Below are 12857 nucleotides of genomic sequence, written 5' to 3'. Positions count from 1 at the left end.
CGTTTGATGGCTTGACCCGATTGGGCGCTCATGTGCATGGCGATGCGCATGAGTGACGCCGCCTCCCAGAACGAACTGCGCCTGTTCAACAGCCTGACCCGCAGCCTTGAGGTTTTCGAGCCCGTCCATGCTGGCGAGGCACGCGTCTACACCTGCGGCCCCACGGTTTATAATTACCCGCATATCGGCAATATGCGCGCCTATGTATTCGCCGATATCCTCGGCCGCACGTTGAGCTGGAAAGGCTATAAACTCAAGCATGTCATCAACATCACCGATGTCGGCCATCTGACCGATGATGCTGATGAGGGTGAGGACAAGCTGGAGAAGATGGCGGCCGAAAAAGCCCAAGATATCTGGCAGATCGCCAAGCATTATACCGAGGCGTATTGGGAAGACATCAAGGCGCTCAATATCCGCCAGCCTGCGCATTGGTCGGTCGCAACAGACTATATTGAAGAGATGCTCGACTTCGCAAAGAGCATCGCTGATAAGCACTGCTACGAATGCGAAACGGGCCTGTATTTCGATACGACCACAATTGATGATTATGGCCGGTTAGCGCGGGCTGTAACCGAAGACGGCGAAGGCCGGATCGATGCCGTGGAGGGCAAACGCAACGCCGCCGACTTTGCGATCTGGCGCAAAACTCCTGCTGGCGAGACACGCCAGATGGAGTGGGATTCGCCGTGGGGCAGGGGAGCTCCCGGCTGGCATCTCGAATGCTCGGTGATGGGTGAGAAGCTGCTCGGTTTCCCCTTCGACATTCACACCGGCGGGATCGATCATCGCGAAATTCACCATCCGAACGAAATTGCGCAGAACCAAGCATTCTGCGGCTGCGGCGGACTCAGCGAAGCCACCAATTCAGGCGCGCGCTTTTGGATGCACAACAACTTTCTGGTGGAGCGTTCGGGCAAGATGTCAAAATCGTCCGGCGAGTTTTTGCGGCTGCAATTGCTGCTCGACAAGGGTTACCATCCGCTCGCTTACCGTATGATGTGCTTACAGGCGCACTATCGGAGTGAGTTGGAGTTTAGCTGGGACGGACTGAATGCTGCCCTGACGCGGCTGAAGCGGATTGTGATGGCGGTTGAGCGTCTGGCCACTGCTATCGCGGGCGATCCGTCGCATCAGAAATTTGCTCCAATTTTGGAGAAATTCGACGCCGCGTTGGCCGACGATCTGAACACGCCCATCGCACTCACAGCGTTGGAAGAGGCGTTGGCAGTCAAAAAAGTGGATGCCGGCATCAAGCGCGCAGTGATCGAGAAGATGGACTCGGTTCTCGGGCTCGACCTGCTCAACCTAACGCGCACCGATCTGCGCATCCGGCCGCAAGGCGCCCAGCTCACCGAAGCCGAAACCGAGGACGCGATGGAACGCCGGAAGGCTGCCCGCGCGGAGAAGGACTTCACGACCTCCGATGCGGTCCGCGATGAACTGGCCGCCAAGGGCGTCGAACTAATGGATGGCGATCCGCTCGGCTGGGATTGGAAACTGAGCTAAGCGCCTCTACCGCGTTCGGTACCGCACCCAGCAATTAAGCGAAAAGCGCCCGTCTTCAAACCGCCTGCTTGGCACTGTTAGTCCGCGCACTGAATGCGGTGCAAAGGCCGGAAACACAATCAGACGCCCGTGACGCGGTTCGACAGGTTTTGGGTCCGCGCGTCCGTCCAGCGGGTGTATTTCAATCTCGCCGCCTGAAAATTTGCGCGGTTGGCGGTGGAAATAATACACCGTGCTGAGGATACGCTCGCTCTCGACATCGTCGCGATTATCGAGCGTCAGCGTGTCGATGTGCTTGGCGAGACTGCCGCCGTCGCCTGTCGCAATCAGCTCGTTTTCCAGCAGTGGATTTTCAACCATCGGAACGCCTGCAGCCTCGAACAGCTTTGGCATTATTTCGACAAATGCTGCACGGTATTCACGGCCTATATCGCCGAGTTTTCCGACAAAGCGCTTCGATGTACGGAAATTGGTATCCACAGCCTCCGATCCGTCGGAGTAGGACGTCATGGTAGTTTCGAAACCGTCTTCATTGGCGATAGCGAAGTCGAGCAAGCGTGCTGGCAATTCGCTGCCAAAGGCATCATCGAACACTCCGAATTTGGTAAACATCCGCCGTTCCATCCGCCCGTTCAATTCATACGCCCTTGACGTCGCCGCTTGTAACCTGTTCCGCTGCGTTTCCAACAGAGGAGCCTCGCTTATATGACCATCGCCGTCCTGTCCTCCTTGATTAGGCCCGCAATCGAGCCACATTTGCCCGATTGGGTGGAGCCGCGCTGGTTCGCCTCGACCGACGAACTCATGGAGCATGTCGGCGAGGCGGAAATCGGTTGGTTCGATCTGTATGACAAAGAACCAATGGCCGAAGCTGTGAAGCGCGCCGAGAAGATGAAGTGGTACAATTCGATCTATGCGGGGCTCGATTTTCTACCGCTCGATCTGCTGGCCAAGCGCGGTGTCACGGTGACCAATGGTGCCGGTATCAACGCGATCACCATCGCTGAATATACGCTCATGATGATGCTCAATTACGCGAAAGGCTACCGGGAAGTTGTACGCGCGCAGGACCGGAAGGAATGGTTGCAGGATTCGCCGGGCAAGATGGAGCTCGCTGGAAGTAAAGCATTGCTGCTCGGTTACGGAGCTATTGGGAAACTGATCGAGACCCGGCTGCAAGCGTTCGATGTCGATGTCACTATTGTCCGGCGTTCGGGCGGCTCGGATGGCGTGCTTGGTCCCAATGAGTGGCGCGATAAGCTGGGCGATTTCGATTGGGTGATTTTGGCAGTTCCCGCGACGCCTGAAACCGACGGAATGATCGGCGCAGGCGAGTTGGCATCGATGAAGGACGGCGCGGTACTGGTGAATATCGCGCGCGGTACCGTGGTCGATCAGGATGCGTTGGTCATGGCCCTGCAAGCGAAGAGCATTGGCGGGGCGTTGCTCGACGTAACCGAGCCCGAGCCGCTTCCGAAAGACCATATACTGTGGACGCTGCCAAATGCGGATATCACCATGCATTTGTCGGGCAGGGCGCAGGACAAGATGTTTATGCGCTCTGCGCAGCGTTTTCTCGAGAATCTGGGTAAATATCATCGCGGCGAACCGCTCAGTCCGATTTTCGATCCTGCCCGTGGGTATTAGAGCGCCGGTATTGAACCACGGGAATTGGCGCAAATCTCCTAGCAGGGTGACTCGCGCCGCCCTAGTTGGTAGGTCTTAAGACAGATCAAAAGGGGCGTGAGACCTCTGTCTGAATAGCGGTCGCACGCACAAATTGAGAGGCACCATTTCGTGTGTCTGGAGGGGACGACGAATGGCCGATACCAAAAAAGCATCCGACGTATTCATCGATTGTCTCGAGGCTGAGGGCTGCGAGTATATTTTTGGCGTTCCGGGCGAGGAAAATCTCGACCTGCTCGACTCGCTTGGCAAGTCGGACACAATCAAACTGATCCTGACCCGGCATGAGCAGGGCGCGGGCTTTATGGCTGCAACGTACGGCCGACATACCGGCAAGACCGGCGTATGTCTCGCGACGCTGGGCCCCGGCGCAACGAACTTCGTGACCTCTGCCGCCTACGCGCAATTGGGCGGAATGCCGGTGCTGATGATTACCGGTCAGAAGCCGATCAAAAAGAGTAAGCAGGGCCGTTTCCAGATCGTCGATATCGTCAGCCTGATGGAGCCGGTCACGAAGTACGCGATCCAGATTGCTGCGGGCGACAACATCCCCAGCCGGGTGCGTGAAGCGTACCGTTTGGCGGAAGAGGAAAAACCGGGGGCAACGCTGATCGAGCTTCCCGAAGATATCGCTGAAGAGCAGGCGAGCGATTTCAAGCCCTTGCCGAAAAGTGTCGCGCGCCGCCCCTCCGCTGAAGCGAAGGCGGTGCGCATAGCGGTCAAAGCGATCGAAACAGCAAAATCACCGGTCTTGGTGATCGGCGCTGGCGCAAATCGCAAGCTGTGTGGGCGGATGCTCGAACAATTTGTCGAGAAGACCGGCATCCCCTTCCTGACCACGCAAATGGGCAAGGGCGTGATCGACGAGCGCCATCCGAAATTCCTCGGCTGCGCTGCCTTGTCGGCGGGAGACTTCGTGCACCGCGCTGTCGAGGCATCCGATTGCATTATCAATGTCGGCCATGATGTGATCGAGAAGCCGCCATTCTTCATGCAAGATAACGGGGTTCAAGTGATCCACGTTTCGACCAAAACGGCAGAGGTCGATCCGGTCTACTTCCCGCAAACAGAAGTCATCGGTGATATCGCCAACGGGATTTGGCAGATGAAAGAAGACATCACGCCGAACCGGTCCTGGAATTTCGACAAGCTGCTGGCCTATCATCAGGCAGAGCTCGACCATACGGGTGCGCTCGCCGCTGACACGCGCTTCCCGATTTTTCCGCCGCATCTGGTGCAACAGGTTCGCGATTGCATGCCGCATGACGGGATCATCTGCCTCGATAATGGCGTCTACAAAATCTGGTTCGCGCGGGGCTTTACCGCTTATCTGCCGAATACGGTGCTGCTTGATAACGCGCTGGCGACAATGGGCGCCGGCCTGCCGTCGGCGATGATGAGCGCGATGCTCTATCCCGACCGCAAAGTGATGGCGATCTGCGGCGATGGCGGCTTTATGATGAACAGCCAGGAGATGGAGACCGCGGTTCGTTTAGGATTAAACATGACCGTGCTGATCCTGCGCGATGACGCTTACGGAATGATCCGTTGGAAGCAGGCCAATATGGGCTTCGATGATTACGGCCTGACCTATGGCAATCCCGATTTCGTCCAATATGCCGAAAGTTATGGCGCGACCGGGCACCGTGTGGAGAGCAGCGAGCATCTGACCGAAGTCCTCGCGCATTGCCGCGATACGCCGGGTGTCCATCTGATCGACTGCCCGGTTGACTATACCGAGAACGACCAGATTCTGAATCACGACCTCAAGGAACTTTCTGCAAAGCTCTGAGATTGTTTGGATAAAGGAGAATAAGATGGTCGAGCTAAAAAGCACTTATCCGCTCTATCTCAACAATAAGGCAGCGCTTCCTAACACCGATTTGGAAGTGACCGACAAGTTTACGGGTGAAGTTGCTTTCCGGACTGCGCTGGCAACACCCGATGTTATCGAGGAAGCGATTGCGGGTGCTGTTCGCGCGACCGAGCCGATGGCTAAGATGGCGAGTTTCGAGCGCCAAGCGGTGCTCGAACATTGCGTGAAGCGCTTTCGCGAGCGTTATGATGAGCTTGCGTATGCGTTATGTGTCGAGGCGGGCAAGCCGATCAATGATGCCGAGGGTGAAGTCGACCGGCTGATCGATACATTCAAAATTGCAGCCGAAGAATCGACGCGTAATTATGGTGAGGTCCAACCGCTTGATATTTCGGCGCGGGCCAAGGGCTATATGGGCATGTGGAAGCGCGTGCCGATCGGGCCGTGCAGCTTCATTTCGCCGTTCAATTTCCCGCTCAATCTGGCCGCGCACAAGATCGCGCCCGCGATTGCGATCGGGTGTCCGTTCGTGATGAAACCGGCGAGCAAAACACCGCTTGGCGCGATTATTATGGGCGAGGTGTTGGCGGAGACCGATCTGCCGGAGGGCGCATTCTCAATCCTGCCTGCAAGCCGTGACGGGGCTGATCTGTTTACAACCGACGAACGGCTCAAGCTGCTCAGCTTCACCGGCTCGCCCGGCGTTGGCTGGGACTTGAAAGCCAAGGCGGGCAAGAAGCCCGTCATCCTCGAGCTAGGGGGCAATGCAGCGGTAATTGTCGATAAGGATGCCGATCTCGATCACGCGCTGGCGCGGATCATTTTCGGCGCGTTTTACCAGTCCGGCCAAAGCTGCATCGGCGTGCAGCGGATTATCATTCACGAAGACATCTATGACCAATTCCGCGATATGCTGGTCGAGAAAACCAAAGGGTTGGTTTCGGGCGATCCCAAGAAGCGTGAGACTTTTATCGGGCCGATGATTTCGGTCGGTGAGGCATCGCGGCTCAAAGGCTGGATCGACGATGCGGTAAGCGCGGGCGCAACGCTGTTATGCGGCGGCGGGTGCGACGGCAATATGCTCGAAGCGACGCTATTAGAGCACGTTGATGAGTCGTGCGATGCCTATCGTGAGGAGGCGTTCGGCCCGATGGCTTTGCTGAGCAAATTCAGCGACTTCGATGCGGCTCTGATAGAGGTCAACAACTCCAAATTCGGCCTCCAGGCAGGCATCTTCACCCGCGATATCCACAAGGTGCTCGATGCGTGGGACGAGCTCGATGTTGGCGGTGTGGTGGTGAACGATGTCTCATCCTACCGCGTCGACAATATGCCGTATGGCGGCGTCAAGGACTCCGGCTTGGGCCGCGAGGGCATCCGCTTTGCGATGGAGGATATGTCCGAAATCCGCAATCTGGTGATCCGGCGGGAATGATCCTCGCCCGACGGGGCAGCATTAGGCATCAACCAACAGCAATAGCTCGCATTCGACCAGCATTCGCGGTTCGGGCAGCAGGGCGTGCTCGACGCTCGTAATTGTAGCATCGGCGACTAGCTGCCCCGGTATCGCAAACTCATGCTCAGGCAGAATCGCGACAAAATTCTCACCCGCTTTCACGGCGTCCGCACCCTCAAAATTAAGCCGCAGCGTATGCCGCGCGCCGGAGAAGGTGATGCTCGCCCATGCTTTTTCGTCATGCTGGGTAATCTCCCCAAAACCTCCGCACAGCTCGGCGAGTGCCAGGCGCAGGCGCTCCCCTGACGTGCGCCGTGATCGGCGGGCAGGGCGGATGGGTGTGCTGGGTTCAGCGGACATTCTGCTCTCCGAGATAGTCCGCGATAAAGCTTTCGACGCGGCGTTCGGTATTGCTGCGCGGCTCACGCCCGTTGCGCAGATCGAGGACGAAGCGCGGGTCATGTGTAGCCAAACGCCCGAATTTCGTGGCGGGCATTCCCGTCTGGCGAAGGAATTTTTCAATGGTCCGGATAAGCATACGGTTCCCCTGCGATATGGTTGGCGTGCGGTTCGGACGACAAAGCGAATCGCCCGATACCCGAGTCGTCGCTGGCGAAATCCTACTTGTCTAGGAAAAATACATCGTGTAGGTAGGAAAAAATCGGCAATGAGGACAGAATATGTCGAATCCACGAGAGAAACTACGCGAATTGGTCCGAAGCAGAGGCAGCTCGTTGACTGCTCTATCCACCATGATCGGGCGAAATCCTACATATTTGCAGCAATTTATCAGTAAAGGTAGCCCGAGAAAGCTGGAGGAAGAGGATCGCCGAACGCTGGCGGAATTCCTGGGGGTGGCCGAATCGGAATTAGGCGGGCCGGAGGAAAAATCCTATGATTCGTCCAAGCCGATTCCGCTGGATCGCGATTGGATCGATGTTCCGCGCCTTCCGCTGAGCGCGTCAGCGGGACCGGGTGCGACTGTGGGTGAGGAAATGCCGTTCGACAATTTCCGTTTTTCCCGCCGGTGGCTGCGGGAGCAAGGGCTGGAAGGATCACAGCTGTCCGCAATTGTAGTGGAGGGCGATTCGATGGAGCCGCTGCTGCGCGCAGGCGATGAAGTGCTGGTGGACCGATCACAGCGCCCTTTCCGCGATGGCATCCACGTCGTCCGACTGGAGGATACGCTGCTGGTAAAGCGCGTCGCAGCGCAGGGCGGGGGGCGGCTGTCGCTGCTAAGCCAGAACCTCGCTTATCCGCCGATTGAAGTATCGGCGGACGAGGTGGAAATTATCGGGCGCGTAGTTTGGAAAAGTGGGCGATTGTGACGATGATGCGGCATGCTCTGGCTTGGGTACTCAATCCGATAATTGATCGGTATCGCCGAAGAATTGCGCCGTCGCGCCTGCTTAGTGACGCGATTTGGGATATCACAGAGAATTGGGAAGACAATTATACAGCTTCCTGGGATCATCAGAACGCCGAATGTCCTGATCAACCTGCACGGATGAAGTTGGCAGAGCGTTTGGTGTCCAATGATCCGGCGCGTGCATTTGAAACGTATCAGAAGGCTGCCATTGACGGTTCAGTTTGGTCGAAATGGATCATAGGTTGGTACTATGATTGGGGCGTCGTTGTACAAAAGGACGAAGGATTGGCCGAGCAATATTATCGCGAAGCAATGAGCCTCGGATCAATGCGAGCAAATATCGATCTTGGCAAATTGCTAAAGCGTCAGGGCAGAACAGACGAATGGCGGGAGGTTCTCGGTTCGGCATCAGAACAAGGTTTCATTCCTGCTAAGTACTGGTTGGCACGTTACGAATTTCGAATGAAGCGAACGCGGAATGGTGCACGCCGGATCAAACACCTTCTCGAACAGGCATCTGATGCGGGTCATCCGTTTGCAAGAATGGACCTAGCGATGCTGCGCTTGGTCGGAACCTACGGGTATAAGGAGATACCAGAGGGTTGGCGAAGCCTGAAGGCTGTGTTGGCTAATTTTGAAGGTGAGCTAGAGCGCTCTTAGAAGGTTGTCAGCCGTACATTTTTTCGCCAAATCGCCGTTATGACCGAAACAGCCAAACAACCACCCATGCGCGCGGCGATAATGCCTGTCACGCCGCTGCAGCAGAATTGCAGCCTAATCTGGTGCACCAAGACCATGAAGGGTGCGCTGACCGATCCGGGCGGCGATCTCGAGAAGCTCAAGGCAGGTGTTGCCAAGGCTGGCGTCGAGCTGGAGAAAATCCTGATCACCCATGGCCATATCGACCATTGCGGCGAGAGCGGAATACTTGCGAAAGAACTCGGCATTCCAATCGAAGGTCCGCATGAGGCGGATCGCTTCTGGATCTCGCGGCTCGACGAGGATGGCGCGAAATACGGTATTCGCGGTGAAGTGTTCGAGCCTGACCGCTGGCTAGAAGATGGTGATACGGTCACCGTTGGCGAGCTAACGCTGAACGTTATCCACTGCCCGGGCCACACGCCGGGCCACGTCGTGTTCTTTCACGGCCCCAGCAAATTCGCGATTGTCGGCGATGTATTGTTTCAGGGATCAATCGGACGAACCGATTTCCCGATGGGCAATCATCAGGACTTGCTCGATGCGATCACGCAAAAGCTGTGGCCTCTCGGGAATGACATTACCTTCATTCCCGGTCACGGGCCAACCAGCACTTTCGGACAAGAGCGCAAGACAAACCAATTCGTGAGCGATTACGCTCTCAGCTGATTACATCACGCCAACGGTAACAAGCACGGCAACAACCGCCAGGCCGAGCAGCGACAGCATTGTGATCAGAGTACCAATCAGCCGCCCTTTGCCAAAGCCCTGTGCATCCATGCCAAAAGCATGGGCGACGCGGCCAAGCATGAATATACCGACAACGTAAGGCAGCCATGCGCCACCTTTGCCGGCCAGCTCAATCGCGGCGACGAGGATCAGAAAAAAAGGCGTACATTCGACGAAGTTTGCATGCGCGCGCATCCGTCGGATGACGGTGTCATTCCCGCCATCGCCAACGCTGACGCTTTCGCTACCGCGCACTTTGCCGACGCGCATCATCAGCCAGATTGCAAGTATCGCTGCGGCGGCTGCCGCACAAAGAGTTACCGGTAAAATCATCGTCTATACCTCTGTTTGGGTTGCGCGTTGCTACCGATTACCGCGTGTAATAGCAATCACGCGGGTTGCAACACAGCGAATATCGGTTATAGCGCGCCCCTTCCCGTGAGAGTCGGGCCACGATTCCCTGCACTGGTAATAGCTTGTGCAGTTCGCGGCCTTGGCTTAAAGCGGCCCTATACACTGCAGTTTAATTCAAGGAACAGGTGCCGCTATGGCTGTCCCTAAGAGAAAAGTTTCGCCGCATCGTCGCGGTATCCGTCGTTCACACGATTCGCTTAAGCCTGAAGCATTCCATGAATGCTCCAACTGTGGCGAGCTGAAGCGTCCGCACAATATGTGTGACGCCTGCGGCCACTACAACGGACGCGAAATTGTCGCTGTAGGTCTTTAAGACCTCAATTTGACCCGGAGTACACGCCCATGAGCCTCCCGCGTATCGCTGTTGATGCGATGGGCGGCGATGAAGGCGTGCGCGTGATGATTGACGGCGCTGCCGAAGCACGCCGCCGTCATGACCAGTTCCAGTTCCTATTGGTGGGCGACGAAACCCGCATCAAGGCGGCGCTCGACGATCACCCCAATATGCGCGGTGCATCTGAAATTCTGCATTGCGACGATGTTGTTGGCGGGGACGAGCTTCCCACCAAAGCGCTTCGCCGTGCCAAAACCACATCCATGGGCCTCGCGGTAAACGCTGTGAAACAGGGCGATGCCGGCGCTGCGGTTAGCGCAGGCAATACCGGCGCGCTGATGGCGATGAGCAAGCTCGCCTTGCGGACAATGCCCGGGATCGACCGGCCAGCATTGGCAGCACTGATGCCGACGCTTGGCGACAATGATGTGATCATGCTCGATCTCGGTGCCAATACAGAAGCTGACGCGCGCAATCTGGTGCAATTTGCAATTATGGGCGCGGCCTATTCCAAAATTGTGACCGAGCGCGATCTGCCGCGTGTCCGGCTGCTCAATATCGGCACCGAGGAGAATAAGGGTTTCGACCGCCTGCGCGAAGCTGCCGAGCAGCTTCAGGACGCTACCGGACTCGATATGAGCTTTGAAGGCTATGTCGAATCCGACAAGATCAATCGCGGTGAAGTCGACGTTGTTGTGACTGACGGTTTTTCGGGCAACATTGCTCTAAAAGCGATCGAAGGCACGGCGCGGTTTGTGACTGACTTGCTACGTAATGCGTTCACCAGTTCAATCCGTTCCAAGATCGGTTTTCTGGTGTCACGCCCGGCGACCGAATTATTAAAACATCACCTTGATCCGAACAATCACAATGGTGCGGTGTTCCTCGGCCTTAACGGCGTGGTGGTGAAAAGCCATGGCAGCGCAACTGCTGGCGGCGTTGCCAATGCGGTAACGGTTGCAGCACGTCTGCTCGAAGAGGATTTGACGCAGCGGATCAGCACAGGCCTTGCAGAATTGCACGCGCGTGAAGAAGCAACTTTCGACAATAGTGCTGCAAAGTGATCCGTTCGGTTATCCGTGGAAGCGGCTCGGCTCTGCCGGAAAAGCTTGTCACCAATGACGAGCTTGCCGAGCAAGTCGATACTACCAATGAATGGATCGTAGAACGAACCGGCATTCGCCAACGCTATATCGCGGGCGAGGGTGAAACAACTTCGTCGCTTGCTACTGCTGCCGCAAAACGTGCGCTGGAAGCGGCAGGCATGTCGGGCAACGATATCGATCTGATCGTGCTCGCCACCGCAACGCCTGATCAGACATTCCCGGCCACCGCAACGCAGGTCCAGCAAGCGCTCGGCTGCAACGGTTGCATTGCATTCGATGTCGCGGCGGTCTGCTCGGGTTTTCTCTACGCGCTTGGTACCGCCGACTCGATGCTACGCACCGGCATGGCGAAGCGCGCATTGGTGATCGGGGCCGAAACATTCAGCCGTATTCTCGATTGGGAAGATCGCACGACTTGCGTGCTCTTTGGTGATGGCGCGGGCGCGATTGTGCTGGAGGCGCAGGATGTTGCTGAAGATGGCCCCGGCGTGCTCGACACCAAACTTCACGCCGATGGTGCGCACAACCAATTGCTTTACGTCGATGGCGGCCCATCCACCACGGGCACTGTCGGCAAGCTCCGCATGAAAGGGCGTGAAGTATTCCGTCATGCGGTGGTCAATCTGGCTGACGTTCTCAAAGAAACGCTCGGCGCCGCAGGCTTCGAGGCGTCGGATATCGATTGGGTCGTCCCGCATCAGGCCAATGCCCGCATTCTTGACGCGACGGCACGCAAGCTCGGACTACCCGCAGAGAAGGTGATCGTAACCGTCGACCAACACGCCAATACCTCCGCCGCATCGGTGCCGCTGGCGTTCGACGTTGGTATTCGCGACGGGCGGATCAAAAAAGGCGATTTGGTGATGTTCGAGGCGATGGGCGGCGGATTCACATGGGGCGCTTCATTAGTCCGCATGTAAGTTGCATTTATTGCACTCAATATTTGCGCAAACGGGCGAATTTGGTTACAAATGTAGCCAGTTTCCGAAACCTAGGGTCGCACCGGTAAGGGAGTGAGCGAATGTCTCGATCAGTCAACACGCTGACAAGAGCCGATCTCGCAGAGACGATTAATCGCAAAATGGGATTTTCTCGGGCGGAATCGCTCGACCTGGTGGAATCAATTCTGGCGCATATGTGCGATGCCATGAGCGACGGGGAAAATGTGAAAATCTCCGGCTTTGGCAGCTTCATTTTGCGTGACAAGAAAGAGCGGATTGGCCGCAATCCGAAAACGGGTGTGGAAGTTCCGATTACGCCGCGGCGGGTGATGACTTTCCGCGCGAGCCAATTGCTGAAAGAACGTATCGCCAAAGGATGACTGCATGAGCGCGCAATTTGATGATGGAAAAGACGACGGCGCGCTCCGCACGATTGGTGAAGTCAGCAAAGCGTTAAATATTAAAACCCACGTGCTGCGCTATTGGGAACAGCAGTTCCCGATGCTCGAACCGCTCAAGCGGAGCGGTGGACGGCGCTATTACCGGCCCGAAGATGTGGAGTTGGTCGGGCAGATCGACCGTCTCGTGAATCAACAGGGCTACACGCTGAAGGGCGCTCAGCAGGCGATTGCCGACGGCAAGACGGGTGAGGCACCGGTTCCTGCGCCTGAATCTGAACCAGATACCGAGGCGACTGCTCCGGCATCATCTCTATCCGGTAACGCTGCCGTGCCTGCCGACGTCATTGCCCAGTTAAAGGGTATTCGCGCGCGGCTTGCTGCGGCGCTTGAAGCCTGA

General features: G+C 56.8%; 16 protein-coding genes. 12 read left to right on the top strand and 4 right to left on the bottom strand.

From position 1 onward, the window contains the following. The first annotated feature begins 48 nt into the window (after positions 1-48). The gene (cysS, locus tag GRI35_RS11870; protein ID WP_160614351.1) at positions 49-1509 is read left to right on the top strand and encodes a cysteine--tRNA ligase; all 1461 of its coding nucleotides are present in this window, start codon (positions 49-51) and stop codon (positions 1507-1509) included. Positions 1510-1515: 6 nt separating this feature from the next. Here cysS and GRI35_RS11865 read toward each other — a convergent pair whose 3' ends face one another. Further along, positions 1516-2121: a 2OG-Fe(II) oxygenase gene (locus GRI35_RS11865; RefSeq protein ID WP_160614350.1), complete on the bottom strand. Its 606-nt coding sequence runs from the start codon at positions 2119-2121 to the stop codon at positions 1516-1518. Between the two features lie 93 nt (positions 2122-2214). Here GRI35_RS11865 and GRI35_RS11860 point away from each other — a divergent pair, with 93 nt between their 5' ends. From GRI35_RS11860 to GRI35_RS11850, 3 genes are all read left to right on the top strand, one after another. Continuing rightward, the gene (locus GRI35_RS11860; RefSeq protein ID WP_160614349.1) at positions 2215-3156 is read left to right on the top strand and encodes a D-2-hydroxyacid dehydrogenase; all 942 of its coding nucleotides are present in this window, start codon (positions 2215-2217) and stop codon (positions 3154-3156) included. A gap of 172 nt (positions 3157-3328) precedes the next feature. Next, a complete protein-coding gene (locus tag GRI35_RS11855; RefSeq protein ID WP_160614348.1) occupies positions 3329-4987 on the top strand; it encodes an acetolactate synthase large subunit in 1659 nt (552 codons plus the stop codon). A gap of 25 nt (positions 4988-5012) precedes the next feature. Then, positions 5013-6446 carry an aldehyde dehydrogenase family protein gene (locus GRI35_RS11850; protein ID WP_160614347.1) on the top strand — a complete coding sequence of 478 codons (1434 nt, stop codon included), beginning with the start codon at positions 5013-5015 and terminating at the stop codon, positions 6444-6446. A gap of 21 nt (positions 6447-6467) precedes the next feature. On the opposite strand, the gene GRI35_RS11845 is transcribed toward GRI35_RS11850, so the two are convergent. Together GRI35_RS11845 and GRI35_RS11840 are read right to left on the bottom strand one after the other, a co-directional pair. Further along, complete coding sequence (locus tag GRI35_RS11845; protein WP_160614346.1) at positions 6468-6827, bottom strand: hypothetical protein; 360 nt, start codon at positions 6825-6827, stop codon at positions 6468-6470. Next, positions 6817-7005, bottom strand: coding sequence for a hypothetical protein (locus GRI35_RS11840; RefSeq protein WP_160614345.1), 189 nt, complete (start codon positions 7003-7005; stop codon positions 6817-6819). The genes GRI35_RS11845 and GRI35_RS11840 overlap by 11 nt, the downstream gene beginning before the upstream one ends. A 142-nt stretch (positions 7006-7147) precedes the next feature. Here GRI35_RS11840 and GRI35_RS11835 point away from each other — a divergent pair, with 142 nt between their 5' ends. Genes GRI35_RS11835 through GRI35_RS11825 form a run of 3 tightly spaced genes read left to right on the top strand, consistent with a single transcriptional unit; the run spans position 7148 to position 9204 of the window. Beyond that, on the top strand, positions 7148-7795 hold the full coding sequence (locus tag GRI35_RS11835) for a LexA family transcriptional regulator (RefSeq protein ID WP_160614344.1): 648 nt from the start codon (positions 7148-7150) through the stop codon (positions 7793-7795). Positions 7796-7797: 2 nt separating this feature from the next. Continuing rightward, positions 7798-8496, top strand: a complete 699-nt coding sequence (locus tag GRI35_RS11830; RefSeq protein ID WP_160614343.1) for a tetratricopeptide repeat protein — start codon at positions 7798-7800, stop codon at positions 8494-8496. A 39-nt stretch (positions 8497-8535) separates the two neighbouring features. Then, positions 8536-9204 (top strand): MBL fold metallo-hydrolase, encoded by a 669-nt coding sequence (locus GRI35_RS11825; RefSeq protein ID WP_290258255.1) that lies wholly within the window; start codon positions 8536-8538, stop codon positions 9202-9204. Here GRI35_RS11825 and GRI35_RS11820 read toward each other — a convergent pair whose 3' ends face one another. Next, positions 9205-9597 (bottom strand): MAPEG family protein, encoded by a 393-nt coding sequence (locus tag GRI35_RS11820; RefSeq protein WP_160614342.1) that lies wholly within the window; start codon positions 9595-9597, stop codon positions 9205-9207. Positions 9598-9811: 214 nt separating this feature from the next. On the opposite strand from GRI35_RS11820, the gene rpmF reads away from it, so the two are divergent. The 5 genes from rpmF (at position 9812) to GRI35_RS11795 (ending at position 12857) form a co-directional block, all read left to right on the top strand. Further along, positions 9812-9991, top strand: coding sequence for a 50S ribosomal protein L32 (rpmF, locus tag GRI35_RS11815; RefSeq protein WP_160614341.1), 180 nt, complete (start codon positions 9812-9814; stop codon positions 9989-9991). A 29-nt stretch (positions 9992-10020) separates the two neighbouring features. Further along, entirely contained in the window at positions 10021-11076 is a 1056-nt protein-coding gene (gene plsX / locus GRI35_RS11810) for a phosphate acyltransferase PlsX (RefSeq protein WP_160614340.1), read from the top strand. Beyond that, positions 11073-12038 carry a beta-ketoacyl-ACP synthase III gene (locus GRI35_RS11805; RefSeq protein WP_160614339.1) on the top strand — a complete coding sequence of 322 codons (966 nt, stop codon included), beginning with the start codon at positions 11073-11075 and terminating at the stop codon, positions 12036-12038. The genes plsX and GRI35_RS11805 overlap by 4 nt, the downstream gene beginning before the upstream one ends. 101 nt (positions 12039-12139) lie before the next feature. Beyond that, complete coding sequence (locus tag GRI35_RS11800) at positions 12140-12439, top strand: integration host factor subunit alpha (protein WP_202390557.1); 300 nt, start codon at positions 12140-12142, stop codon at positions 12437-12439. A 4-nt stretch (positions 12440-12443) separates the two neighbouring features. Further along, the gene (locus tag GRI35_RS11795; RefSeq protein ID WP_160614338.1) at positions 12444-12857 is read left to right on the top strand and encodes a MerR family transcriptional regulator; all 414 of its coding nucleotides are present in this window, start codon (positions 12444-12446) and stop codon (positions 12855-12857) included.

The sequence above is a fragment of the Pontixanthobacter aestiaquae genome (genome assembly GCF_009827455.1).
Taxonomy (GTDB): domain Bacteria; phylum Pseudomonadota; class Alphaproteobacteria; order Sphingomonadales; family Sphingomonadaceae; genus Pontixanthobacter; species Pontixanthobacter aestiaquae.
The sequence above is the reverse complement of the archived record's forward strand: the minus strand, read 5'-3'. Positions and strand labels throughout refer to the sequence as shown.

What these genes read in the sequence shown, in the direction of transcription:
- GRI35_RS11840 (WP_160614345.1), bottom strand. Translation starts at nt 7,005, where the DNA reads ATGCTTATCCGGACCATTGAAAAATTCCTTCGCCAGACGGGAATGCCC.
- GRI35_RS11865 (WP_160614350.1), bottom strand. Translation starts at nt 2,121, where the DNA reads ATGTTTACCAAATTCGGAGTGTTCGATGATGCCTTTGGCAGCGAATTG.
- GRI35_RS11795 (WP_160614338.1), top strand. Translation starts at nt 12,444, where the DNA reads ATGAGCGCGCAATTTGATGATGGAAAAGACGACGGCGCGCTCCGCACG.
- plsX (WP_160614340.1), top strand. Translation starts at nt 10,021, where the DNA reads ATGAGCCTCCCGCGTATCGCTGTTGATGCGATGGGCGGCGATGAAGGC.
- rpmF (WP_160614341.1), top strand. Translation starts at nt 9,812, where the DNA reads ATGGCTGTCCCTAAGAGAAAAGTTTCGCCGCATCGTCGCGGTATCCGT.
- GRI35_RS11800 (WP_202390557.1), top strand. Translation starts at nt 12,140, where the DNA reads ATGTCTCGATCAGTCAACACGCTGACAAGAGCCGATCTCGCAGAGACG.
- GRI35_RS11830 (WP_160614343.1), top strand. Translation starts at nt 7,798, where the DNA reads ATGATGCGGCATGCTCTGGCTTGGGTACTCAATCCGATAATTGATCGG.
- GRI35_RS11835 (WP_160614344.1), top strand. Translation starts at nt 7,148, where the DNA reads ATGTCGAATCCACGAGAGAAACTACGCGAATTGGTCCGAAGCAGAGGC.
- GRI35_RS11845 (WP_160614346.1), bottom strand. Translation starts at nt 6,827, where the DNA reads ATGTCCGCTGAACCCAGCACACCCATCCGCCCTGCCCGCCGATCACGG.
- GRI35_RS11855 (WP_160614348.1), top strand. Translation starts at nt 3,329, where the DNA reads ATGGCCGATACCAAAAAAGCATCCGACGTATTCATCGATTGTCTCGAG.
- cysS (WP_160614351.1), top strand. Translation starts at nt 49, where the DNA reads ATGAGTGACGCCGCCTCCCAGAACGAACTGCGCCTGTTCAACAGCCTG.
- GRI35_RS11860 (WP_160614349.1), top strand. Translation starts at nt 2,215, where the DNA reads ATGACCATCGCCGTCCTGTCCTCCTTGATTAGGCCCGCAATCGAGCCA.
- GRI35_RS11850 (WP_160614347.1), top strand. Translation starts at nt 5,013, where the DNA reads ATGGTCGAGCTAAAAAGCACTTATCCGCTCTATCTCAACAATAAGGCA.
- GRI35_RS11825 (WP_290258255.1), top strand. Translation starts at nt 8,536, where the DNA reads ATGACCGAAACAGCCAAACAACCACCCATGCGCGCGGCGATAATGCCT.
- GRI35_RS11820 (WP_160614342.1), bottom strand. Translation starts at nt 9,597, where the DNA reads ATGATTTTACCGGTAACTCTTTGTGCGGCAGCCGCCGCAGCGATACTT.